Origin of the sequence: Lysinibacillus sp. FSL M8-0337 (assembly GCF_038593855.1) — a bacterium.
In the GTDB taxonomy this organism is placed as follows: domain Bacteria; phylum Bacillota; class Bacilli; order Bacillales_A; family Planococcaceae; genus Lysinibacillus; species Lysinibacillus sphaericus_D.
In genome coordinates this window covers 1,089,504-1,113,736 of record NZ_CP151996.1, presented here as the reverse complement: position 1 = coordinate 1,113,736, position 24,233 = coordinate 1,089,504, and the positions used below count along the sequence as shown (strand labels likewise).

Below are 24,233 nucleotides of genomic sequence, written 5' to 3'. Positions count from 1 at the left end.
CAATTTTCTCTAAAATAATTTTATTCACTGGTGTATTTCTACCTGCCTCTATTGCAATACAGTAAAACCCTCACCTAAAGATAAGGCATTTTCTAAATGAAAAATAAATTAATACAGGAAAGGTCATCGTTAGAAACCTTTCTTCTATTAACTTGTTACCATCATATCTTAAACTTACGATAATCTAATATAATAATTCTATTTTTATATAAAAAAATATAGAAAAATATAATATATCCAAACAGAGTATTACAAATAGTCGAAATATAACGATAGATTGAAAAATCATCATAAGGGCAGTTGTAAAGCCCTTATGATGATTAAGAGATGAATTATTTTTCCACTTTTTCTGGAACTACGATTTCACCGCTAGCAATTTTTTCTTTATATTCGTCAATAACAGCTTGTACGTCTGCTGGGATTGCACCGCGAGAATCAGCCAGTTTTACACCGTCTTCAGCAAGACCGTAAACAACTGTTGTACCGCCTGGGAATTCACCATTTTTCGCTTTGTTTGAGAAATCTACTACTGCAGCGTTAACACCTTTTAACATAGAAGTTAAAGTCACGTTTGTTTTATCATCTACTTTACCTTCATCATATTGGTCAGCATCTACACCGATTACCCATACGTTTGCCTTAGGGTCTTTTGCTTTACGCTCTTTTGCTTCAGAGAATACACCGTTACCAGTTGCACCAGCAGCGTGGAAAATAATATCTACGCCTGAAGAGTACATGCTGTTAGCAGCAATTTTACCAAGGTCCGCTTTATCAAATGCACCTGTATAGTTGCGTTGAATTTCGATATCTGGGTTAACAGCTTTAGCACCTTCAACGAAACCAGCTTCAAAACGATTGATAACTGGGATATCTACGCCACCTACGAAGCCGATTTTACCTGTTTTAGACATTTTAGCAGCCGCTACACCTGCTAAAAATGCACCTTCTTGTTCTTTGAAAAGAATAGAAACAACGTTGTCAGCTTTTACTTCAGCATCGATTAATGCGAAGTGTTTGTCTGGGTTGTCAGCAGCTACCGCTTCAACAGCATCAGCCATCATGAAACCAATACCAAATACTAGGTCAAAGTTACGACGTAGTAAATTGTTTAAGTTCGTTTCGTAGTCAGCGTCAGATGATGATTGTAAGTAGTCGAAACCACCCTCACCTTTTTTAAGGTTGTGTTCTTTACCATAAGCTTGAACACCTTCCCATGCTGATTGGTTGAATGATTTATCGTCAACGCCACCTACATCAGTAACCATTGCTACTGAGAAAGTTTCTTCTGTGTTGTTATCACCTGATGAAGCATTGTCTTTTGCAGGTTTTTCTTCGTCTTTCGTACCACATGCACCTAAAATTGCACTTGCAGCTAAAACTGATGATAATACTAAACCAAATTTACGTTTTTTCATTTTGTTAACCCCCCAAGGTATTGTAATTAGCAGGAAAATAATTTAGAAATGTTCTACACCCGTTTACGTACTACATGGAAGCTGAATTTATCAGCTCGGAAATAATTTTTTGAATACAGCACTACTTGATCATTGTCATCGTAATGGAGCTGTTTCAATACTAAAAGAGCTGTTTCACGACCACAATTTAAAATCGGTGATGCTTGTTCATGATACCCAACCGGATCAATATACGTTACAGCATAGGCAACATGAATTTTACCCGATTGCTCAAGTGCCGAGAAAAGTGAAACTTCTTTTTTGTCAACAAAGTCAGTAGGCAGGAAGCTAGCTGGTAATTTATCTATACAATAAACTACTGGTTCACCATCTGCTGTTCTGACGCGTTCAATCGTGAGTATTTTATCTTCGCCATCACATTGGAAGCGTTTTAAATCTTCATCAGAAGGGATATTCTCAGTTGCCTTTAAAAACTTAGACCCTGGTTCCATACCTGCTGTTTCGATCATAGAAGAAATACTGGATAAATGCTCGATGCCTGATGTAAACAACGGCTTAGGATTGACAAATGTACCAACCCCATGTCGACGCACTATCACATTTTCCTCTTCCAACAGTCGAAGCGCCTCTCTAAGTGTTGCTCGACTTACTCCTAGTGATTTCGATAATTCAAATTCTGATGGAAGTTTTTCATTTTCTTTGAAAACGCCCGTCTCGATGTCAGACTTTAAACGATCAATTACTTGAAGATAGAGATGACGATGATCTGCTTTAATAGTCACATAAATCACCACCAAAATCAGAGATCAGACATCTGATGTACAACATTCCTACTAATCGTTCATAAATATAACATTTTTGCAGAATGAAATAAACTATTTTGAGCAAAATCAATAATAGAAATCATCCTTTCCTTACTTTCGACGCAAACATTTGGACATAAATTCCGCAATGACCCCATGTTTTTTCCTTAATTATCATATTGATGAATTAGCACCTGTCGAGGCTTGCTTCCCTCTGGAGGCCCTACAATACCGCGTTGTTCCATCTGATCGACAATGCGCGCAGCACGAGAATAACCAATACGGAAGCGACGTTGTAGCATTGATACCGAAGCGGTCTGCATATTTACTACTAATTGCACAGCCTCGTCAAATAATTCATCCGTTTCTTCTAAAACAGTCTCTTCTTCACTTGGAATCATCTCTTCCTGGTACTGTGCTTTTTGTTGTTCTATAACAAAGTTAACAACCGCTTCTACTTCCTGATCAGATAAAAAGGCACCTTGCACGCGCTTCGGCTTCGATGCACCAGCAGGTAAAAATAACATATCGCCACGTCCAAGCAGACGCTCTGCTCCACCCATATCTAAAATCGTTCTCGAATCGATTGCAGATGATACTGCAAATGCGATACGGGATGGGATATTCGCCTTAATAACACCCGTTAGAACATCTACACTTGGTCTTTGTGTCGCTAATATTAAATGGATGCCCGCTGCTCGTGCCATTTGTGCTAAACGTGTAATGGAATCCTCGACGTCATTTGAGGCAACCATCATTAAATCTGCTAACTCATCTACAATAACTACGATGTATGGCAATTTAGGGTGCTTTTCCTCTGTTTGTTCATTGACCTTTTGGACATGCCCATTATAACCTTCAATATTTCTTGTGCCTGTATGTGAAAATAAATCGTAACGTCGTTCCATTTCCGAAACGACCTTTTTCAAAGCTTGCGACGCTTTGCGTGCATCGGTTACAACCGGTGCTAACAGATGAGGAATTCCATTATAAACATTCAATTCCACCATTTTCGGGTCAATCATCATCAGCTTGACTTCATGTGGCTTTGTACGCATTAGTATGGATACGACAATGCCATTTATACACACACTTTTCCCGCTGCCCGTTGAACCTGCCACAAGTAAATGCGGCATTTTATTGAGTTCTGCTAACACAGCTTGTCCTGTAATATCACGCCCTAAAGCTACTTGTAATAGCGATTCAGGCTTTGCTCCGTCTTTTGACTCTAGTACTTCTCGCAATGTAACGATTGCTACCTCACTATTTGGAACTTCAATACCAATGGCAGACTTTCCAGGAATCGGTGCCTCCATCCGAATATCTTTCGCTGCAAGTGCCAATGCAAGATCATCTTGTAGGTTGACAATTTTACTGACTTTTACACCAATATCCGGTAAAATTTCATACTTTGTAACAGCAGGTCCCAAATGAACTTGTGTCACTTTGGCTTTTACACCAAAGCTTTGCAATGTTTGCTCTAGCTTTTTCGCATTTGCCTGAATAACGGAATATTCACCACTTTGGTCATGTTGTGGAGGCATTTGTAATAGATTGAACGAAGGAAGCTGATAATCGGCATTTTCCACAGCATCTGCACTACCAATATGAACATCATCAACAAGCTCTCCATCTTCAATATCCACAGGCTCAGCAGTTTGCAACGGTTCTACTCGCTCATGTGAAACGTTTTGCGTAAAGGCAGAAATAATTGGCTCATGAGGAACTTCCTCTTCTTCCTCATAGGCTGCTGGCGCGTGATTGACCGCTGCAACCTCGTCTGTGCTTTCCGCTCTGGAACGACGACTTTTCGGTTTCTTAGGCTTATTTTTTTTCTTTTCTTGCTGTTTTTTTTGCCATTTCCCAAAGAGCACAGGCATTTTTTCAGCTAAATATGGAACGAGTGCTTTTCCTGTTACTAAAATTAAGCCAATAAAGAAAAGGACCCAAGCTACCACTTTAGCTCCTGTGGCTTCAAATAATACATGAAGACCGCTAAATAACAGTGCACCTACCATACCACCACCAAGTGCATTGCTTCGATGAACTACGCCATCCGTATCGATTAATATTCGCCATGACTCCCTCAAAACAGACTCCGATAATAAACCACCTGATTTTGTTAATTGCTCGAATAAAATGCCATGACTAAAAATAGTCAAGCTCATAACAATGAGCACCATCCCTAACATAAGCCGGTCCTTCATGCTTACTTTTTTCTGTCCAATCATAAGAAGCAATGCGACAAATATAAGCATAAATGGCACTGCAAAATGTAAATTCCCTAAAAGAAACATGGCAATGGTTTGTAAAATACGCCCAATCATGCCATATTCAAAAATCATAATGACCGCAATCGCGATTAAGATGAGCCCTAAAATTTCGTACATGAGCGGATGCATTTCTTTTTTATCGGATGTAGGTTTTGCTTTCGTGACTTTTTTCCTTTTACTACTTGCCATCTTTTTCACCTTCTTTTGCAATCCATTCTATATATGTAGCGAATAATATCACGTAGAACTCGAATATTTCAAAAAAAGGATTTTCCACCGTTTTATCGGCTAGAAAATCCTTCCTCCTTCGCTACTTCTTCAAAGCTTGCTCTACATTACTTCTATCAAAAAACAAGCTTATTTTGAAGTGCTTGACTATGTCATGTCACATTTTCATGTTAGACAATGACATACTTTTTGACATTCAATCGGTAACGCAACAAAATGTGGCGTCACTCATTAGCAACATGCGTTAAAGAAATCTTTTAAAATTTTAATACTCCATAATGATTGGGATAATCATTGGGCGGCGCTTCGTTTTTTGGAATAAATAGGTATTTAATGTATCACGAATTTCTTGTTTAATGTTTGTCCATTCGAAAGTATCTTTCCCAACATATTTTTCAATCACGTTTTTCGCAATTTCAGATGCTTCCACCATTAGCTGCTCTGACTCACGCACATAGACGAAACCACGCGATAATATTTCGGGACCTGAAGCAATTTTCTTTTGTGCACGGTTTAAAGTGACAACAACAATGAATATACCATCTTGCGAAAGTAATTTACGATCACGTAAAACAATATTTCCAACATCGCCTACACCAATACCGTCTATTAATACATTACCAGCTTGTACACGACCACTCATACGCATTTTGCCATTTTTGTATTCGACAATATCACCTTTATCAGCGATAAAAATTTGTGATTTTTGCATACCAAGCTGTTGTGCTAACTTAGAGTGTGCAATCAGCATACGATATTCCCCTTGAACTGGAATAAAGTATTTCGGCTGCATTAAATTCAACATTAGCTTTAAATCTTCTTGGCTACCGTGACCCGATACATGGACATTTTTACTTGATGTCAAAATTTCAGCTCCAGCTTTCGCAATGGAATTCATCGTATTTGCCATTTGTACTTCCATACCAGGAGACGGCGTAAACGTAATGAGTACTGTATCATTTTGTTTAATTTTAATGTCTCGATGATGCTTACGAACAATTTTCTCTAATGCATCTAACGGTTCGCCTCTATTACCCGTTGCGATAATAATAATTTCTTCTTCTTGATATTTTTGCATTTCAGAGATTGGAATAATCGTATCTTCTTCTACCGTTAAATACCCTAACTGTACACCTAAATCAACAGCTTTTTCTAAAGGTTTCCCCACAATAACCACTTTGCGGAACGATTTTTGCGCTTGCGTTAGGACTTGTTGAATACGAATGAAATTAGACGCATAGACAGCTACTAAAATACGACCTGGTGCCGAATGGAATGTTTTTGATAATTGCTCTTCAATCACAATTTCAGATGTCGTATAGCCTGGTCGCTCTGCTTCACAAGACTCAGATAGTAAAATAAATACGCCTTCTTCACCTAATTGTGCCATTTTGGCTAAATCCGGTTTAAACTTACCTGTTGCCGATTGGTCGAATTTAAACTCTCCCGTATGAACAATCGCTCCTTCAGAAGTATGGAACACAACCCCTAACGAATCGGGAATACTATGTGTTGTATGGAAGAATGTCACATACGTAGAGTTGAAATTCATACGGCTACGATTTGTTACTTCAAAGAATTTTACCTGATGTGGTGCAGGTAATTCTTTTAAATGTTCTTTTGCAAGTGCAATCGTTAATTTTGATCCATACACTGGTGCCTTCACTTTTTGTAAAATATAAGCGATTGACCCAATGGCATCCTCATGACCATGTGTTAAGAAAATCCCTTTCACACGCTCTTTGTTTTCTTCTAAATACGTAATATCCGGTATTACGATGTCAATGCCCAACATCTCGTCTTCTGGGAACATTAAACCGCTATCAACTACAAATAGCTCTTCGTCAATTTCTACTACGCACATTGCTTTTCCAATTTCGCCCACACCACCTAGTGGAATGATGCGAATTAATTCATTTTTCTTTTTTGTCAATTTGTTTCCTCCTAAAAAATATCCCGAACAGCAACCACTTATTTTCATTATACGGTTTGCAAGGCTTTTGCACAAATTATTTTAAGTGCCTGGCACCCAAACAATTCTAGCGTAAAAAACCATTGCGTTTTCCGCAGGCATGTTGTAAGCCGAAACTCCTCGCTAACGCTTGGATTGTTGCGGCTTACACCTACATGTTCCCACTGGCGCCTGCCTTGGATTTTTACTTCGCTTGTGATGAAATTGTTTGAGAATTGTTTGAGTGCCTGGCACCGCATCAATAAAAAAACTATAGATAAACTCTTATTGGTGAGTTTATCTATAGTTTCACTTATTATCTAAAATTTTTAGCTTTTTCTTGGTACGTTTCCCATATTTGGTCGAAGTTAGCTTTTTCTTCATCTGTCATTTCCACCATTGGTAGTCGAACATTTAATGTATCAAAGCCTAATTTTGTCATCGCATATTTGATCGGTGAAGGATTCGGTTGTGCAAATAGCGCACGCACTAAAGGTAATAATGCTCGATGAATTTTTGCAGCCTGTTCATGCTTTCCTTCTTCAAATAATTTTATCATTAACTGCATATCATTTCCGACAACGTGTGAAGCAACTGAAATGACACCAGCCCCACCAATTGCCAGCAACGGTAATGTTAATCCGTCATCCCCGCTATACACTAAAAAATTATCTGCAGCTTCAACGTTTTCAATAATATCGCCCATTTGATCTAAATTCCCGCTCGCCTCTTTAATCCATGAGATATTAGGAATTTTACTTAAATCAACAGACGTCTCATAGGCCACGTTTATACCTGTGCGTCCTGGTACATTATAAAGCATCACAGGCAGCTTTGTTTCTTTTGCAATCGTCTCAAAGTGCGCGTAAATACCTCGTTGGTTTGGCTTATTATAATAAGGTGCTACTAACATAATGCCATCAGCACCATTTTCTTCAGCCTTATGCGTCATCGCGATTGAATAAGCTGTTTCATTATCCCCTGTACCTGCAATTACTGGTACACGGCCCGCTACTTTTTCTACTGTAAATCGTACAACTTCAATTTTTTCTTCTGTGGTCATAGTTGGGTTTTCAGAGGTTGTGCCACATGCAACAATGCAATCAGTACCATTATCAATTAAATGATTAATAATACGTTCTAGTTCTGGATAATTAATCGTACCATCTTCTTTAAACGGCGTTATCATTGCCGTTCCAATTCGACCTAAATTCATCCTTACACCCCTCTTATAGTAAGTTATCCTCAAGCATTGCTTCTGCAATTTGAATAGAGTTCAATGCAGCGCCTTTTAATAAATTATCTGATACGATCCATAGGTGGAATCCTTTTTTATTGTCTAAGTCTTGACGGATACGTCCTACAAAGGTAGCATCTTCCCCTTCTGCGTAAATCGGCATTGGGTAAGTTTGTGTTGCGATATCATCTTGTAATACAATTCCAGGTGCATTTCGTAATACTTCGAAAATGCCTTCTACTGTTGTCTCTTTTTCTACTTCAATATAAACAGATTCAGAGTGTCCTGAAACAACTGGTACACGTACGCAAGTAGCAGCGACTTTTAACTCTGGTGCGTGCATAATTTTCTTCGTTTCATTAATCATTTTCATTTCTTCATATGTAAAGCCATTGTCAGTAAATTTATCAATTTGTGGAATGACATTACGAGCAATTGGGAAATGACGTTTGTCGCCACCACTCGGTAAAATATTTGCTTCTACATCTTTACCTGCATCCCAGTTTGCGCTTTGTGCTTTTAGTTCTTCAATTGCTGAAATCCCTGCACCAGAAACTGCTTGGTACGTCGATACCAATACTTTTGTTAAACCAAATGTTGCACGGATTGGTTCAAGCGCTGCAACCATTTGGATTGTTGAGCAGTTTGGATTGGCGATAATCCCCTTATGTTTAGCAAGATCGCCGCGATTCACCTCTGGTACTACTAGGGGTACCTCTGGATCCATACGGAAATGGCTCGTATTGTCAATGACTACTGCCCCGCGTTTAGCCGCTTCTGGCGCCAGCACTGCCGATACAGAACCACCCGCAGAGAATAAAGCGACATTGACGCCTTCAAAAGCTTCAGGTGTCGCTTCTTCAATTGTATACGTCTCACCATTAAATTCGATTGGTTTTCCTGCGGAACGTGCAGAAGCTAAAAACTTAATCTGTCCGATCGGAAATTTTCGTTTAATTAGCTGTTCCATCATTTTTGAACCTACTGCTCCTGTTGCACCTACAACCGCAACTGTTAACTGCTTAGTCATCTGTCATCTCTCCTTGAATACAAGTTCCATAATGTGTGCTATTGTATCATAAAAATACTGAAAATTGTGTGCAATTAATGATTTATTTGAAATATTGTATCAACAGTGGTTGTAATTGCTTTTTCTGCGTAATTGCTGCATGAACCGTGTCGACCATTTGGTCAAAATCAGCAATTAATGAATTGGGTTTTCCATGTGGTGAATCCTGACCGAATGGAATAAAGTAGATGTTTTTCGCATTGAGCAGTTTCATAATATTGATGCCATTTAAGCCCAGTGCATCATTTGTGGAAATACCTAGAACAACTGGGGAGCCATTTCGTAAAGTTGCCTTTGCAGCCATGAGAACAGGGCTATCCGTCGCGGCATTGGCAAACTTACTAATACTATTGCCAGTCATCGGTGCTATGACCATTGCATCCAACGGATTGGAAGGCCCAAATGGTTCCGCTTCTTTTATAGAAGAAATGACTTTTTCCCCTGTTAATGCCTCAATTTTCGCAATCCATTCTTCCCCTGTTCCAAAACGTGTTGCAGCATGTAATACTGAATGCGTAATGATGGGGATAACGGTCGCCCCTGCATCAATAAAATTTTGAATTTTTGGTACAACATCTTCATACGTACAATGTGAAGCCGTAATGCCTAAACCAACTCGTTTACCCGTCAGCAATTTTCTTCCTCCTCTATTGCCTTGCACAAAATATCTGCCGCATCATGTGCAAAGTATTTCCCAGGTAATGATGGCAATAGTACATATGTCTGCAATTGGTCCGCATCAATATCTAAACAGCCTGGCTCCGAAGCTAAATCATATAACACGGCTGGCACATGATCCTGAAACGATTCTGTAATCCACTTCGCTGGAATCGTATTAATGAAAATCCCATCATGTACGGACCATTTTCGATCGTCTAAATTCGAAGCTTTATAGCCATATGCTTTTGCTTCACTCACTTGTACCACCGAACGCGCAACAATATGCACATTAGCGCCCATCTTTACGAGTAAAGAAGCGAGCATTTTGGCGATGCGCCCAAAGCCTGCGATAGTAAAGTTTTGTCCGTAAATACATTTCTGCTCGAGTCCGTAAAACGTGGCGATAAATCCCTCCGCCGTCAACCTTGCATTTTGCCAAATAAAAGACTCCTGCTGTAAATAACAGTTTGTGTCATTTTTTTCTAGCAACTGCTTCCAATGCATTGTCAATCGACCTGTATAAAACTTCACTTGTGATATGCCATACAATTGCTCAACTTCTATCTTCAACGGAAGTATAGGGAGAACAATTTTATTCGGCTGGAACTCTAAAACAAGTTTATTTAACTCCTCATTCCAAACAGAAGTTCTTTTATAAAATACTGTACGTGAAGGACTTCGCAGCATCGTCGCTAATTCTTTTAATCTTGAGTCCTCGCCGATTACCAGCCATTTTTCGTTTTCCAAAAGCTCACCTCACTGTAAAAATTCAGACTGTACTGTCGTCGTTTTGTTAAATAAAATACGATCTTCTCCAATTAATATAATTTCATGCCACGGAATCATTTCACTAACTTTTACTTTCTTCTTTTGGAATGGCATTTTTTCTTTAATAATCTCAAATCCATGTATCTTTCCTGTCTGCACATCTAATAGGCATTCTGTGTGTGCCAGTATGCCAAAATGTACACCACCTTCAACTTGAATCAATTCTTTATCCACCATTTCAGATAATAGCATGCCTCATCTCCCTCCTTGAGCCGTTAACCCAATATATGCCGAGTTTTTGCAATTCGTGCCCCATACGAAAGTACTTCTAGGTTGCAACTTTTATACATACTGTGTATAGTGTGTATATACAGTTTTAATCGTGAGGTGAAAATAAGTGCGTATCCATTTAAGCAATGCGAGTGATAAACCAATCTATGAACAAATAACTGTTCAACTAAAAGAAGCCATTTTAGCAAATAAGCTTCACGCCGGCGATGCACTACCCTCTATACGTGCACTCGCCAAGGATCTTAAAATTAGCGTGATGACAACCAAACGAGCTTATGCGGATTTGGAGCGAGACGGCTTTATTGAAACGGTAGCGGGAAAAGGTAGCTTTGTTACTGAACGTAACCAAGATTTTTTACGAGAGGAGTTATTGCGCCAAGTAGAGGAGCATTTGCAAAAAGCCGTAAGAACAGCCAAAACTGCAGGACTTGCAAAAGAGGAATTAATAGACTTACTTTCATTAATTGTAGAGGAGGACAACTAAATGAATGCCATTGAAATCCATGATTTACACAAAGGCTTTGAAGGCTTTTCACTAAAAGATATTAGTTTTTCAGTACCTCAAGGTACAGTAATGGGCTTTGTGGGTGAAAACGGTGCAGGTAAATCCACTACCATAAAATGCATGCTTAATTTATTGAAAAAAGAATATGGCGAAATTTTGCTATTCGGTAAAGATATTGTCGAATATGAGCTTGCGATAAAAAACGACATCGGTGTCGTTTTCGACGAGTTACATGTACCTGAAACGCTGAATGCGACGCAACTCGACAAATTTATGAAAAAGGTATTTAAATCATGGGATTCTAATTATTATTTTGAGCGATTGACGCAATTTAAGGTGCCTAAACGAAAAAAGGTAAAAGAGTTGTCTCGAGGAATGAGGATGAAGCTATCGATAGCGTTAGCATTGTCCCATCATCCAAAATTATTAATTTTAGATGAACCAACAAGTGGATTAGATCCAATTATACGTGATGAAATTCTCGACTTATTTTTAACGTTTATGCAGGATGAAACTCATAGCATATTATTTTCATCACATATAACAAGTGATTTAGAAAAGATAGCTGACTACATTACATTTATTCATAACGGCGAAATATTATTTAGTGAAAGCAAGGATGTCTTACTGTATGACTACGGTATTTTTAAAGGGACTAATGAGGAAGTAAGCGAACTACCTGAGCAAGCAATTATTCAAAAACGCGAAGGTACTTTCGGGCTTGAAGTACTTGTGTTAAAAAATGAAATAAGCGAAGCATTTACCGTTGAAAGACCGACTATTGAGGATATCATGCTATTTTTCGTGAAAGGTAGTGTTCAGTCATGACTGCTCTTCTAGTAAAAGATTTAATGACGATACAGCGTCAGCTAAAGACCCAAGCTTTTATACTTATCCCCATGCTACTTTTTTCCATAATGATGGGGCAAGGATCTATTATTTTTTCCTTTATATTATTTATCCTTGTTATTCAAGCCATTACTGCCCTTACCTACGATGAACTTTGCAGTTGGGATAAATATGTCAATACTTTACCCATTAGCAAGAGCGAAATTGTCCTTAGTAAATACATGCTTAGCCTTGTATTAATGTTAATTGGTCTGATTATTGCATTACCTGTAGTTTTTATCATAAGTCATTTCACAAACGATTGGGAAACTGCTAATTTTTTCCTTACATTTAATCTGCTAATTGCTGCGGCATTTTGTTTGCTTGCTTTAATCTTACCGATTTATATTAAATACGGCTCTATTAAAGGTCGAATCGTTCTAATTGTTTTATGCTTTATTCCTGGTTTACTCGTTGGACTGTTAGAGGAGTATTTTGCGGATGTTTTGATCACGATTTCCAAGCTACAACAGTTCAGCTATTTAGCACCATTTATTGGACTATTAATTTTATGGTTATCTTCTCTTATTGCAACAGCAATCTATAAACGCAAGGATTTTTAGAGGGGGATGCACAATGAAAGCTTTCTTGTGGCATAGATTGTCCATGCAAAAAGGGCATATTTTTATAGTTATTATTAGCTTAATTATAACTTTAATCAACTTACGTTATTTTAGTAACGCTTCTATCGCCATGAAGAGGAAACTAAAGGGACCCGTTCCTTTAGAATGTTCATTTATATAGTAGGTATTTTTTATTAATTTTCCAATTCATTATTACTTAGCAATGGTGGCCGCCAATTTGTCCGTCATACTAATACCAACAGTAATTAGTACCATAATTAGTGTTGTCGTTTTTGGAAAATGCCATGCGTTTTATAGAGCAAAAGAGATTTGTTAATCATACCGGCAATAAGCAAAGCCCCATCCAAAGTATCGTGATGGGGCTTTGCTCATTAGTTCAATTGAGGGTCAATTTCCATTCCATCGTTTTCTGAAAGAAAGGCATCCAATGTTTGAATCGATGGATGCCTCGCACTAAAAGATGAAATTTTATGATCGTTATCCGCTTTATGTTAAGCTTCAGGTCCGATGATGGAAATCGCTGGCTCAGCTTTTAATATTTTCGCAATAAGGCGATCCACTGACTCCATCGTTACCGCATCAATGGACGCAAGTACTTCATCTACTGACCGGTGTCTTCGGTGTACTAATTCACTGGTACCATTTCGGTTCATGCGTGCCCCTGTTCCTTCAAGGCCAAGCACAAAGCTTCCTTTTAACTGTTCCTTGGCATTATCTAACTCTTCCTCCGTCACGCCCCCCGCTACGATATCAAGCAATGTGGCATCAATGGTATGTTGCAATTGTGATAGCTGTTGACGGCTTGCACTACCGTAAATTGTAAATGCCCCAACATCTGCGTAGCAAGATTGATAAGAGAAAATTGTATATGCTAAGCCACGCTCTTCCCGTACTTCTTGAAATAGTCGGGAACTCATATTGCCACCAATAATATTATTTAAGGCAATAAAGCTATACATATCCGGATCTTTGACGCCAATTGCTGGGTAAGAAAGAGCTAAATGTACCTGCTCCGTATCTCGTGTTTTCGTTATTTCTCCAGGATGGAACTGGGGATTTGTTAGAACAGGCACAACAGCAAGAGGTGATGCCTCATAATGTCCGAATAAATCTTCAATCGTTGTTAATAGTGTTGGAGAAATATTGCCTGCCACAGAAATAACAATGGATGCTGGTCCATAATGTTTCGCCATATAATGGCGAATCATATCTGCTGTAAATGTTTTTAACGTAGCGGCGGTCCCTAAAATCGGGCGACCAAGGGCATCATTAGGATACATGACTTCCCAAAGCTTTTCATGCACATCATCATCTGGAGCATCTTCACTCATTAATATTTCCTCTAATACGACTTGACGTTCCTTTTCTAATTCCTCTTCTGCAAATGTCGAATGAAAGAACATATCTGCTAGGATGGTAATAGCCAGCTCTGCATGATGGTCTAAAACTTTCGCATAATAGCAAGTATTTTCTTTTGAAGTAAAGGCATTTAGTTCGCCACCAATACGGTCAAACTCTTCAGCGATTTGGCGGGCACTTCGCGTTGTTGTACCTTTAAAAAGCATATGTTCGATAAAGTGCGTAATCCCATTTTCCTCTGGTAATTCAAAGCGTGAACCAGCATTGACAAATATGCCAAGAGCAACAGATCTAACATGATCAATTTGCTCTGACACAATACGCACTCCGTTTTGACATGTATGTACTTGTACCAAATAGTTTCCTCCTCTTATACATCCGTTTTATTTAAAAAAGGCTGCGCATCATACGCAGCCTTTTTTTATCAAATTATTTACCTTGTTCTGCGCGTTCTTTTTCTTCTTGAATAACCACTTTACGAGATAAATTCACACGACCTTGTTTGTCGATTTCAATTACTTTTACAAGTAATTGATCGCCTAGTTTTAACACATCTTCCACTTGCTTTGTACGTTCTTCTTGAATTTCAGAGATGTGTAATAAGCCATCTTTACCTGGGAAGATTTCACAGAATGCACCGAATTTTTCGATACGTTTTACAGTGGATAAGTAGTATTCGCCCACTTTTGCTTCACGTACGATGTCTTCGATAATTTGTTTTGCACGAGCGTTCATTTCTTCGTCTGCTGAAGAGATGTAAATTGTACCATCTTGTTCTGTATCAATTTTTACGCCAGTTTCTTCAATAATTTTATTGATTTGCTTACCGCCTGGTCCAATAACATCGCGGATTTTATCTGGATTAATACGTACAATCACGATTTTTGGTGCATAAGCAGATAATTTTTCACGTGGTTGAGCCAATGTTGCAAGCATTGATTCTAAAATATGCATACGGCCAATTTTAGCTTGAGTCAATGCTTCTTCTAAAATATTACGTGATAGACCGTCAATTTTAATATCCATTTGAAGTGCTGTTACGCCTTTAGCAGTACCTGCTACTTTAAAGTCCATATCGCCTAAATGGTCTTCCATACCTTGGATATCTGTTAAAATGGAATAATGCTCGCCTTTTTTAATCAGCCCCATCGCGATACCTGCAACAGGTGCTTTTAACGGAACACCAGCATCCATCATAGCTAATGTAGATGCACAAATTGAAGCTTGTGATGTTGAACCATTCGATTCAAGTACTTCTGATACACAACGGATTGTGTATGGGAATACTGATTCATCAGGAATGACCGCTTCTAGTGCACGCTCACCTAGAGCACCGTGACCGATTTCACGACGACCTGGTCCACGAATTGGGCCAGTTTCCCCGACAGAGAATTGTGGGAAATTGTAGTGATGCATAAAGCGTTTCGATTCCTCAACACCTAAGCCGTCAATAATTTGAACATCACCAAGTGCACCTAATGTACAAATTGATAAGGCTTGAGTTTGTCCACGTGTAAATAATGCTGAACCGTGCGTACGTTGTAATAGCCCTGTTTCAGAAGAAAGTGGACGAATTTCATCCAACTTACGACCATCTGGACGGATTTTATCTTCTGTAATTTGACGACGTACTTCGTCTTTTACCATTTTATCTAAAATAGTATGAACTTGTTTCATTGTTGTTTCATCGGCTTCTTGCTCTTCATAAGAAGCAATAATACGATCTTTTACCGCAGTGATTGCTTCATCACGGGCATGCTTTTCAGCTGTTTGAATAGCGTCATGCATGTCAGTTTCACAAGCTGCTTTAATATCTGCTTGAATTGCTTCATCAATTTCAAATAATGTGACAGGTAATTTTTCTTTCCCTACTTCAGCAACAATTTGTTCTTGGAAAGCAATTATTTTTTTAATTTCTTCATGACCGAACATAATTGCTTCTAACATTACTTCTTCAGGCACTTCTAAAGCGCCTGCTTCAACCATGTTAATAGCATCCTTGTTACCCGCTACAGATAAATGGATTGTTGACATGTTCGCTTGCTCGACAGTTGGATTCACGATGAATTCACCGTCAATATAACCAACTTGTACACCGGCAATTGGTCCATCGAAAGGAATATCAGATATTGCTAATGCTAATGATGAACCTACCATTGCGGCCATTTCAGATGTGCAATCAGGGTCATTAGACATAACCATTGAAATAACTTGTACTTCATTACGGAAACCGTCTGGGAACATCGGACGAATTGGACGGTCAATTAAACGGCTTGCTAGAATTGCTTTTTCAGATGGGCGTCCTTCACGTTTAATAAAGCCGCCAGGAATTTTACCTGCTGCATATAAACGTTCTTCGTAGTTTACTGTTAATGGGAAGAAATCAAGTGGTTTTGGTGATTTTGACATTGTTGCTGTTGCAAGTACAGAAGTATCACCGTAGCGTACTAATGCTGCTCCATTTGCTTGTTTTGCTAACTGTCCTACTTCAATTACTAGTGGACGGCCAGCCCATTCGTAGGAATAGACTTTCTTTTCGTTCATTCAATGAACCCCTCTCTATTATAAAAACACTTACTCGTCTGTATGTACTAATAGTAAGTGTACCAAAAATGCTTGTTCTATGCTAAATATTTCATGAAATAATCATACATTTAAATTCAGTTATTGCCAATTTATTTAGGATTTATTGCTTTATTTGGTTTTAATGGCGTTTTTGCTTGTTTTCTTCTTATATTTTACTTATCTTGTTGCGATTCGTCGTTAGCTAGAAAGTTTATAAACATAAAGAAAAAGCGGGAATAATCCCGCTTTTCGATTGTCAATTAGCGACGTAAGCCTAAACGATTGATTAGTTCACGGTAACGTTGAACGTCAGTTTCACGAAGATATTTAAGTAAGTGACGACGACGACCTACCATTTTAAGAAGACCACGCTCAGAGTGGAAATCTTTTTTGTGTGTACGTAAGTGAGTGTTTAAAGCGTTGATTTCAGCTGTTAAAACTGCAACTTGTACTTCTGGAGAACCAGTGTCACTTTCGTGAGTACGGTACTCAGCGATAATTTCGTTTTTACGTTCTTTTGTAATAGCCATTTGTATTGACCTCCTAAATAATTGTTAAATCCCCATTAGCACAGTAAACGTTGGAGTCATCGGTATACCGAGCTAAGGTTAAGCACTTTATGCACTTATGAATGTTACCATAAAACAATGGGGCAAGCAAGTAATAACATAGCTCATACCATGTGGTGCTGCGGACAGCGCTATTTCATAACATGAAAAAATTGTATAGCCTCTTGCTTATCTTTCTCTATTTGAATTTTTAGTGCTTCAATTCCGTCAAACTTCCGCTCGCTTCGAATACGTTTATACCAAGCAACATGTACTTCTTCCCCATAGATGTTTTTCTCGAAGTTTAAAATATGTACTTCGATCGACAGTTGCTTATCGTTTGGATCTTTAAATGTTGGTTTATAGCCTACATTACATACCCCATCATACCAATTATTTTGTACAAGCAGTCGTACTGCATACACACCACTTGCTGGAATGTAAGTACCCTCTAATGCTTGAACATTTGCAGTAAGAAAGCCCATTGTACGCCCACGTTTATCGCCATGCACCACAATACCCTTTATTTCAAATGGACGCCCTAGAAGCGTACGTGCAGCTTCCATATCGCCCTCTTGTAATAATTTACGAATGCGTGTTGAGCTAATTTTCTCAAGCGAGTCCGTTTTCTTATCGACCACCGTTACACCATATTCGCCATTGCTCAAGGCACGCATATCTTCCAACGTGCCTTTTCCGAATGCTCCAAATGAAAAATCAAATCCTGCTGTAACATGTTGAATATTTAACCCTCGAATAAAGGTATCAATAAAAGCAGCCGGTGACAGCTTCGCAAAGTCTGATGTGAAGTGTACAACAAATACCGTATCCACACCTAGTTCTTCAAACAACTGCAATTTTTGCTGTAATAATGTAATATAAAATACTTTTTCATTGCGTCCGCCTAGCACTAATGATGGATGCGGATCAAATGTCATAACGGCAGTCGGGATTTGTCGCTTGTCCCCCTCTTGCTTTGCCGCTTCAATAACCGCCTGATGTCCAATATGTACACCATCAAAAAAGCCAATTGCCAATGAGTACGGCTGTATACTTTCTCGCTGTTGTAATTGGTGTGGGTATTTTAAATGAATGACCTCCATACAAAAAATCCTCCTACTCTATCGTTGGGAACATTTTATGTGGCTTCATCAACCCTTCTTTTGTCGGATGGGCTTGATAAACCGCAAATGCTTTCCCTTTGATTCCAAACACAATTTTATCATGCACCTTTAATAATGCATCTGCTGGAAGCACTTGTCCATTGAAAATTTCTTTTTCAATCGATGATGTTATTTCAATATATGGATAGTCTGATAAGGCATATTCTACTGGAAGAATGCATGTATGAATTTGTTCATTTTCCATTAATTCGGCAACTTGTGCTAGTGTAAAACAATTGTCTTGTGTAAATGTGCCCGATGCAGTTCGCACAAGCTCTTGCATATGTGCAGGATAGCCAAGCGCTTCCCCAATTTGTACAGCTAATGTACGAATATATGTGCCTTTGCTACATGAAATCCTTACAGGAAATGTAATTTCATGCCCTTCGTAAATTTCCTTATCATCAAGTAACTCTAAAGCATAAATTGTCACCTGTCTTGTCGGTCTTTCCACCGTTTCGCCTTTACGTGCATATTCATATAACCGTTTCCCATTGACTTTAACAGCTGAAAACATCGGTGGTGTCTGATTAATAACACCCGTTAAGGAAGCTAAGACATCCAGCAACTTCGCACGCGTAAACGCCTTATTTGTAGTATCTTCCGCAACCGTTTCCCCTTCTGCATCTTCAGTCGTCGTTGTGCGCCCAATGGAAATGACTGCCTCATAAGTCTTCCCTGCATCCGTTAAATATTCGGCAATACGTGTTGCCTGTCCGATACAGATGGGCAGAACCCCTTCCACTCCTGGATCTAAAGTGCCCGTATGGCCAACTTTTTTTGTTCGCAATATTTTTCGTAATTTAAAGACGCAATCATGACTCGTCATGCCACGTTCTTTCCAAAGCGGTAAAATACCGTTCATCTAAATCCCCCTTTTGCACCATCACATGAAAAAAGCCTGCCTGCATGAAGATGCATGTGGCAGACTTTTACTGTTGTTATTCTTTGTGTAAACCACGTAGTAATGAATCAATGCGATTACCATACTCAATCGATGAGTCAAATTCAAAGATTAATTCCGGTGTTCGACGTAACCGAATACGAGAACCGATTTCAGAACGGATAAAACCAGCAGCTTTTACTAAAGCTTTTAGCGTTTCCTCACGTTCACGTTCATTGCCTAATGATGTAATATAAATTGTCGCTTGTTGTAAATCACCTGTTACATCTACACCAGTAACAGTAACGAAGCCAACACGCGGATCCTTAATTTTACGGCCAATAATATCACCAAGCTCTTTTTTCATTTGCTCAGCAACACGGTTTGAGCGTAGAGACATAATTAGTCACCTCTATTTCGATGTTCAGCTATTTGCGTTAAGGGAATGAATGTGTCAATAAATGGTTTTAAACAAGCCTTTTATTGACAATAACCATCCAATCTCTCAAATAACCTTTGCTGCTTATAAATAATCTCGCCACACATTAAGTTGTTCCCAAGACGGATTTGACTGCAAATAATGAAGGGCGTGATTGATTTCACGCTCTGCTGCGTCCTTCGAGGAAGAAACAGCAACAAGCGCTAATTTCGTACGTTGCCATACATTTTGATGGTCAATTTCGGCAATGGATACATTAAACTTCTGTTTTGTGCGCGTAATCATACGCTGTAAGACAGCGCGTTTTTCCTTTAACGAATGGGCAGTTTGGATAATAAATTCTACCTCAACGTATACAATCATTATGCACGTTTAACTTCTTCCATAATGTAGGCTTCAATGATGTCGCCTTCTTTAATGTCATTGAAGTTTGTAATCGTAATACCACATTCGTATCCTCTTGCCACTTCTTTTACTTCATCTTTGAAACGTTTTAATGTATCTAATTCGCCTTCGAAGATTACCACGTTGTCACGGATAACACGGACACCTGAATCACGTGTTACTTTACCTTCTGTCACGTAAGAACCTGCAATTGTACCAACTTTAGATACTTTAATTGTTTGACGAACTTCTGCTTGACCGATGATTTTTTCTTCAAATTCTGGGTCTAGCATACCTTTCATCGCTTGTTCGATTTCTTCAATTACTTTATAAATAACACGGTGTAGACGAATATCTACGCCTTCTTCCTCTGCTGCACGTTTTGCATTTGTATCTGGTCGTACGTTGAAACCAATTACAATTGCATTCGATGCTGCGGCAAGAGAAATATCTGATTCTGTAATTGCGCCAGCGCCAGTATGAATAATTTTCACATTTACGCCTTCTACATCAATTTTCATTAATGAAGCAGCCATTGCTTCTACAGTACCTTGAACGTCAGCTTTAACGATTAAGTTTAACTCTTTCATTTCGCCTTGACTCATTTGTTCAAATAAGTTATCAAGCGTGACACGTTGTTTTTCAGAACGTTGTGCTTGAATAGCTGTCATTGCACGAGTTTCCCCAACTTGACGAGCTGTTTTTTCGTCTTCGAAGACAACGAAGCGGTCCCCAGCTTGCGGTACATCGTTTAAACCTGTAATTTCTACTGGTGTTGATGGGCCAGCTTCTTTTACACGGCGCCCTTTATCGTTAACCATCGCACGAACACGGCCATAAGCGTGACCAACTACGATTGGATCACCGACTTTTAATGTACCGTCTTGTACTAATAGTGTTGCAACAGAACCACGGCCTTTATCAAGCTGTGCTTCAATTACAGTACCAAGTGCTAGACGATCTGGATTTGCTTTTAGCTCTCCAACTTCGGCAACAAGTAATACCATTTCTAGCAATGTATCAATACCTTCACCTTTTAATGCTGAAATTGGCACGAAAATTGTATCGCCACCCCAAGCTTCAGGTACTAAACCATGTTCGGTTAATTCTTGCATTACACGATCCGGGTTTGCTGAAGGTTTATCCATTTTGTTGACAGCAACAATAATTGGCACTTCTGCAGCTTTTGCATGGTTAATGGCTTCAACTGTTTGAGGCATCACACCGTCGTCAGCCGCCACTACTAGAATTGTTAAGTCCGTTACTTTTGCACCGCGCGCACGCATTGTTGTAAATGCAGCGTGCCCTGGTGTATCAAGGAACGTAATCTTTTTGTCGCCTTCAGTTACTTGGTAAGCACCGATATGCTGTGTAATACCACCAGCTTCTCCAGCTGTTACTTTTGTATGACGAATTGAGTCAAGTAAAGTCGTTTTACCGTGGTCAACGTGACCCATAATTGTTACTACAGGTGGACGTTCTGATAATTCAGCTTCATTGATTTCTTCTGTTTGCTCGAAGTGAGTTTCTAAATCCGTAATATCTACACGAATTTCTTCTTCAACTTCTACACCGTAGTCTGCGCAAATTAACTCAATTGCATCCTTATCTAATTCTTGGTTAATTGTCGCCATTACGCCAAGCATAAATAATTTTTTAATGATTTCAGATGGTTCACGGTATAATTTTTTTGCTAATTCAGCTACTGAAAGCGATTCAACAAAAGTAATTTTTTCTGGTAATTCTTTTTGTTTGATTGGTAATGTTGGTTGATGCGTTTTTGGATGACGGCGTTTACCACCGTGGATTCCTGGTTTTGGACGTTGGTTGTATCCGCCGCCTCTGCGATTATTATTATTATTGTTATTATTATTATTTTGTGTCATATTTCTATTTTGATTACCTTTAGTATTCTTAGATTTTTCGTTAGACGAATTTGATTTTTGTTGCGTATTATAATGATTTGCTTTCGGCGTCGATGTAGCAGATTGCTGCTTTTGTCCATCTTGCTTTTTCACCGATTGCTGTGGTTTTTGTTGTCCATTCGCTTGTGAACGTTGTGTTACATTTTGAGTAGCTTGCTTTGCCTCTCTTTTCTCTGTCGGTGCTTTAAATGATTGATTTAACTTTGCCACAGTATCTTTTTCCAACATAGACATATGGTTCGTTACACTCACATTTAATTTACTTAGCGCTTCAATAACCTCTTTACTCGATTTATTCACTTGTTTGGCATATTCATGAACTCTGATTTTGGTCATCTGCTCACCCCCGATTATTTTTCGTTGAGTAGACTAGACAATTTACTTGCAAAACCTTTATCGGTAATAGCTAAAGCCACTCGGGCCTCCTTACCTGTAGCATGTCCTAGATCATAACGATCGCCAATTACATGATACTCAACGTTGTAATAAGTGCATTTATCTTGAATTTTTTTACTAGAGTTTTTAGAAGCGTCGTTTGCAAGCAGTACAAGCTTAGCATTACCATTGCGGACTTCCTTTACTACTAACTCTTCTCCTGAAATAACTTTACGAGCTCTTGCAGCTATACCAAGCAAATTAAACACTGCTTGATTGGTCATAAAATAGCCTCCCTACGAATGAGCAATAGTAGCTCTTCGTATATCTCTTCAGGAATTTTTGCATCAAGTTGGTGCCCTAAAACATTTTTCTTACGCGCGATGTCAACCGCCTGTTCAGACTTTGAAACATAAGCGCCTCGTCCAGGCTTTTTCCCTGAAACATCTACGCTAACCTCGCCCTCTTTCGAGCGAACAACACGAATCATTGCTTTTTTCGGTAGCATTTCTCCAGTAGCTACGCATTTTCGAAGTGGTACTTTTTTATTTACCGCCATAAGAATCACCTTTCCTCTCTGAAGCTTCGTAAGAGGTGGACCAGCCATAACCAAAACGCAAAGGTAGAATTTTGTGATTTGAACATTGCGGAGTACAATCTCGTCTCTCAACACTCAAGACCTTCGCCACAGTTCCTGGCTTTATTCAGTCGGCCCAGGACGCCCACTGAATAAAGCCAGGTGACCAGTCACACGGGCTTTCTTACTTATTCTTCGTCGTCTTGATATAAGTCAACTGTAGCTTCTTCGTAGTCACTATCATCAGCAGGTACGAAAGTGCTTGTTGCAGATGGATAAATCCCTAACTCACGTGCATCTGTCTCACTTTTAATATCGATTTTCCAACCAGTCAATTTTGCAGCTAGACGAGCATTTTGACCACGCTTACCAATTGCAAGAGATAATTGGTAATCCGGTACTACAACAGTTGTTGATTTTTCTTCTTCATTTACTTGCACATCTAAAACTTTTGAAGGGCTTAATGCATTTGCTACAAATACAACAGGGTCTTCTGACCATTCAACGATATCAATTTTTTCACCATTTAATTCATTGACGATTGTTTGAACACGTGCACCTTTCGCACCTACACATGAGCCTACAGGATCAACTTCTTCGTTATGTGCATGTACCGAAATTTTAGAACGGTCTCCCGCTTCACGAGCAATTGACTTGATTTCTACAATGCCTTCATAAATTTCAGGTACTTCCATCTCAAATAATCGACGTAATAAGCCTGGATGTGTTCGTGAAACGATTACTTGTGGACCACGTGTCGTACGTTCAACCTTTGTAATATATACTTTAATACGGTCATGTGGATGATACGTTTCACCTTGGATTTGTTCATTTTGTGGTAATGCAGCTTCTACTTTACCAAGACCCACGTAAATATTACGTGCATCTAAACGCTCGACTACACCCGTTACAATGTCATCTTCACGATCTACGTATTGCTCATAAATTAAGCCACGTTCTGCTTCACGCACACGTTGTGTAACGACTTGCTTCGCTGTTTGTGCAGCGATACGCCCAAAATTACGAGGCGTTACTTCCTGTTCAACAATATCTTCTAATTGGTAAGCAGGGTTGATAGCCTTCGCATCTTCTAAAGCAATTTGTAAACGGTCATCTTCTACTTCTTCAACAACATCTTTACGTGAAAATACACGAATTGAGCCTTTGTCTAAGTTTAAGTCTACACGAACATTTTGAGCTTGGTTAAAGTTGCGCTTGTAAGCTGTAACTAATGCCGCCTCTATCGCTTCAATTAACACATCTCTTGAAATTCCTTTTTGTTCTTCCAGCGCCGTTAGCGCATCTAACAAATCACTACTCATTTTATTTTCACTCCTAAATAT

The 24,233-nt window shown here is 39.0% G+C and carries 23 protein-coding genes; 3 read left to right on the top strand and 20 right to left on the bottom strand.

Annotated elements, in window-relative coordinates; translation table 11 throughout:
- Positions 1-332: 332 nt before the first annotated feature.
- The 9 genes from MKY08_RS05065 to MKY08_RS05025 all read right to left on the bottom strand — a co-directional run bounded on the left by MKY08_RS05065 (position 333) and on the right by MKY08_RS05025 (position 10,656).
- Positions 333-1,415 (bottom strand): BMP family protein, encoded by a 1,083-nt coding sequence (locus MKY08_RS05065; protein ID WP_069510069.1) that lies wholly within the window; start codon positions 1,413-1,415, stop codon positions 333-335.
- Positions 1,416-1,468: 53 nt separating this feature from the next.
- Positions 1,469-2,197 (bottom strand): GntR family transcriptional regulator, encoded by a 729-nt coding sequence (locus MKY08_RS05060; RefSeq protein WP_024361974.1) that lies wholly within the window; start codon positions 2,195-2,197, stop codon positions 1,469-1,471.
- A 188-nt stretch (positions 2,198-2,385) separates the two neighbouring features.
- Positions 2,386-4,680 (bottom strand): DNA translocase FtsK, encoded by a 2,295-nt coding sequence (locus MKY08_RS05055; RefSeq protein ID WP_069510071.1) that lies wholly within the window; start codon positions 4,678-4,680, stop codon positions 2,386-2,388.
- 304 nt (positions 4,681-4,984) lie between these two features.
- A complete protein-coding gene (locus MKY08_RS05050) occupies positions 4,985-6,652 on the bottom strand; it encodes a ribonuclease J (protein ID WP_069510073.1) in 1,668 nt (555 codons plus the stop codon).
- Between the two features lie 334 nt (positions 6,653-6,986).
- Entirely contained in the window at positions 6,987-7,886 is a 900-nt protein-coding gene (dapA, locus tag MKY08_RS05045; protein ID WP_069510075.1) for a 4-hydroxy-tetrahydrodipicolinate synthase, read from the bottom strand.
- Positions 7,887-7,899: 13 nt separating this feature from the next.
- Positions 7,900-8,937, bottom strand: a complete 1,038-nt coding sequence (locus MKY08_RS05040; RefSeq protein ID WP_024361978.1) for an aspartate-semialdehyde dehydrogenase — start codon at positions 8,935-8,937, stop codon at positions 7,900-7,902.
- An 82-nt stretch (positions 8,938-9,019) separates the two neighbouring features.
- Positions 9,020-9,610 carry a dipicolinate synthase subunit B gene (locus MKY08_RS05035; RefSeq protein ID WP_069510077.1) on the bottom strand — a complete coding sequence of 197 codons (591 nt, stop codon included), beginning with the start codon at positions 9,608-9,610 and terminating at the stop codon, positions 9,020-9,022.
- On the bottom strand, positions 9,604-10,383 hold the full coding sequence (locus MKY08_RS05030; protein WP_069510079.1) for a dipicolinate synthase: 780 nt from the start codon (positions 10,381-10,383) through the stop codon (positions 9,604-9,606). The genes MKY08_RS05035 and MKY08_RS05030 overlap by 7 nt, the downstream gene beginning before the upstream one ends.
- A gap of 9 nt (positions 10,384-10,392) precedes the next feature.
- On the bottom strand, positions 10,393-10,656 hold the full coding sequence (locus MKY08_RS05025) for a sporulation protein, YlmC/YmxH family (protein ID WP_024361981.1): 264 nt from the start codon (positions 10,654-10,656) through the stop codon (positions 10,393-10,395).
- Between the two features lie 145 nt (positions 10,657-10,801).
- Here MKY08_RS05025 and MKY08_RS05020 point away from each other — a divergent pair, with 145 nt between their 5' ends.
- The 3 genes from MKY08_RS05020 to MKY08_RS05010 are packed head-to-tail and all read left to right on the top strand — an operon-like array spanning position 10,802 to position 12,651.
- A complete protein-coding gene (locus MKY08_RS05020) occupies positions 10,802-11,179 on the top strand; it encodes a GntR family transcriptional regulator (protein WP_069510080.1) in 378 nt (125 codons plus the stop codon).
- Complete coding sequence (locus tag MKY08_RS05015) at positions 11,180-12,028, top strand: ABC transporter ATP-binding protein (RefSeq protein WP_069510082.1); 849 nt, start codon at positions 11,180-11,182, stop codon at positions 12,026-12,028. It abuts the gene before it with no gap.
- The gene (locus tag MKY08_RS05010; RefSeq protein WP_069510084.1) at positions 12,025-12,651 is read left to right on the top strand and encodes an ABC-2 transporter permease; all 627 of its coding nucleotides are present in this window, start codon (positions 12,025-12,027) and stop codon (positions 12,649-12,651) included. The genes MKY08_RS05015 and MKY08_RS05010 overlap by 4 nt, the downstream gene beginning before the upstream one ends.
- 512 nt (positions 12,652-13,163) lie before the next feature.
- On the opposite strand, the gene MKY08_RS05005 is transcribed toward MKY08_RS05010, so the two are convergent.
- From MKY08_RS05005 to nusA, 11 genes are all read right to left on the bottom strand, one after another.
- Entirely contained in the window at positions 13,164-14,387 is a 1,224-nt protein-coding gene (locus MKY08_RS05005; protein ID WP_069510086.1) for a pitrilysin family protein, read from the bottom strand.
- 73 nt (positions 14,388-14,460) lie between these two features.
- A complete protein-coding gene (gene pnp / locus MKY08_RS05000) occupies positions 14,461-16,575 on the bottom strand; it encodes a polyribonucleotide nucleotidyltransferase (protein WP_024361987.1) in 2,115 nt (704 codons plus the stop codon).
- A gap of 281 nt (positions 16,576-16,856) precedes the next feature.
- Entirely contained in the window at positions 16,857-17,126 is a 270-nt protein-coding gene (gene rpsO / locus MKY08_RS04995) for a 30S ribosomal protein S15 (RefSeq protein WP_008178982.1), read from the bottom strand.
- 170 nt (positions 17,127-17,296) lie between these two features.
- Positions 17,297-18,247: a riboflavin biosynthesis protein RibF gene (gene ribF, locus MKY08_RS04990; protein WP_069510088.1), complete on the bottom strand. Its 951-nt coding sequence runs from the start codon at positions 18,245-18,247 to the stop codon at positions 17,297-17,299.
- Between the two features lie 13 nt (positions 18,248-18,260).
- Positions 18,261-19,172 carry a tRNA pseudouridine(55) synthase TruB gene (gene truB / locus MKY08_RS04985; protein ID WP_069510090.1) on the bottom strand — a complete coding sequence of 304 codons (912 nt, stop codon included), beginning with the start codon at positions 19,170-19,172 and terminating at the stop codon, positions 18,261-18,263.
- Between the two features lie 76 nt (positions 19,173-19,248).
- Positions 19,249-19,590 (bottom strand): 30S ribosome-binding factor RbfA, encoded by a 342-nt coding sequence (rbfA, locus tag MKY08_RS04980; protein ID WP_024361990.1) that lies wholly within the window; start codon positions 19,588-19,590, stop codon positions 19,249-19,251.
- A 123-nt stretch (positions 19,591-19,713) separates the two neighbouring features.
- The gene (locus tag MKY08_RS04975; protein ID WP_024361991.1) at positions 19,714-19,992 is read right to left on the bottom strand and encodes a DUF503 domain-containing protein; all 279 of its coding nucleotides are present in this window, start codon (positions 19,990-19,992) and stop codon (positions 19,714-19,716) included.
- Positions 19,992-22,274: a translation initiation factor IF-2 gene (gene infB / locus MKY08_RS04970; protein WP_069510092.1), complete on the bottom strand. Its 2,283-nt coding sequence runs from the start codon at positions 22,272-22,274 to the stop codon at positions 19,992-19,994. The genes MKY08_RS04975 and infB overlap by 1 nt, the downstream gene beginning before the upstream one ends.
- A 14-nt stretch (positions 22,275-22,288) precedes the next feature.
- Positions 22,289-22,597: a YlxQ family RNA-binding protein gene (locus MKY08_RS04965; RefSeq protein WP_024361993.1), complete on the bottom strand. Its 309-nt coding sequence runs from the start codon at positions 22,595-22,597 to the stop codon at positions 22,289-22,291.
- Complete coding sequence (locus tag MKY08_RS04960; protein WP_024361994.1) at positions 22,594-22,872, bottom strand: YlxR family protein; 279 nt, start codon at positions 22,870-22,872, stop codon at positions 22,594-22,596. The genes MKY08_RS04965 and MKY08_RS04960 overlap by 4 nt, the downstream gene beginning before the upstream one ends.
- A 206-nt stretch (positions 22,873-23,078) precedes the next feature.
- On the bottom strand, positions 23,079-24,212 hold the full coding sequence (gene nusA, locus MKY08_RS04955) for a transcription termination factor NusA (RefSeq protein ID WP_024361995.1): 1,134 nt from the start codon (positions 24,210-24,212) through the stop codon (positions 23,079-23,081).
- Between the last annotated feature and the right edge of the window lie 21 nt (positions 24,213-24,233).

Bases quoted from the DNA above. Each gene is read 5' to 3' on its own strand.
- MKY08_RS04960 (WP_024361994.1), bottom strand. From the start codon at position 22,872: ATGGCGGTAAATAAAAAAGTACCACTTCGAAAATGCGTAGCTACTGGA.
- MKY08_RS04965 (WP_024361993.1), bottom strand. From the start codon at position 22,597: ATGACCAATCAAGCAGTGTTTAATTTGCTTGGTATAGCTGCAAGAGCT.
- rbfA (WP_024361990.1), bottom strand. From the start codon at position 19,590: ATGTCTCTACGCTCAAACCGTGTTGCTGAGCAAATGAAAAAAGAGCTT.
- MKY08_RS05010 (WP_069510084.1), top strand. From the start codon at position 12,025: ATGACTGCTCTTCTAGTAAAAGATTTAATGACGATACAGCGTCAGCTA.
- MKY08_RS04975 (WP_024361991.1), bottom strand. From the start codon at position 19,992: ATGATTGTATACGTTGAGGTAGAATTTATTATCCAAACTGCCCATTCG.
- rpsO (WP_008178982.1), bottom strand. From the start codon at position 17,126: ATGGCTATTACAAAAGAACGTAAAAACGAAATTATCGCTGAGTACCGT.
- MKY08_RS05015 (WP_069510082.1), top strand. From the start codon at position 11,180: ATGAATGCCATTGAAATCCATGATTTACACAAAGGCTTTGAAGGCTTT.
- MKY08_RS05055 (WP_069510071.1), bottom strand. From the start codon at position 4,680: ATGGCAAGTAGTAAAAGGAAAAAAGTCACGAAAGCAAAACCTACATCC.
- infB (WP_069510092.1), bottom strand. From the start codon at position 22,274: ATGACCAAAATCAGAGTTCATGAATATGCCAAACAAGTGAATAAATCG.
- nusA (WP_024361995.1), bottom strand. From the start codon at position 24,212: ATGAGTAGTGATTTGTTAGATGCGCTAACGGCGCTGGAAGAACAAAAA.
- MKY08_RS05040 (WP_024361978.1), bottom strand. From the start codon at position 8,937: ATGACTAAGCAGTTAACAGTTGCGGTTGTAGGTGCAACAGGAGCAGTA.
- dapA (WP_069510075.1), bottom strand. From the start codon at position 7,886: ATGAATTTAGGTCGAATTGGAACGGCAATGATAACGCCGTTTAAAGAA.
- MKY08_RS05065 (WP_069510069.1), bottom strand. From the start codon at position 1,415: ATGAAAAAACGTAAATTTGGTTTAGTATTATCATCAGTTTTAGCTGCA.
- ribF (WP_069510088.1), bottom strand. From the start codon at position 18,247: ATGGAGGTCATTCATTTAAAATACCCACACCAATTACAACAGCGAGAA.
- truB (WP_069510090.1), bottom strand. From the start codon at position 19,172: ATGAACGGTATTTTACCGCTTTGGAAAGAACGTGGCATGACGAGTCAT.
- MKY08_RS05025 (WP_024361981.1), bottom strand. From the start codon at position 10,656: ATGCTATTATCTGAAATGGTGGATAAAGAATTGATTCAAGTTGAAGGT.
- pnp (WP_024361987.1), bottom strand. From the start codon at position 16,575: ATGAACGAAAAGAAAGTCTATTCCTACGAATGGGCTGGCCGTCCACTA.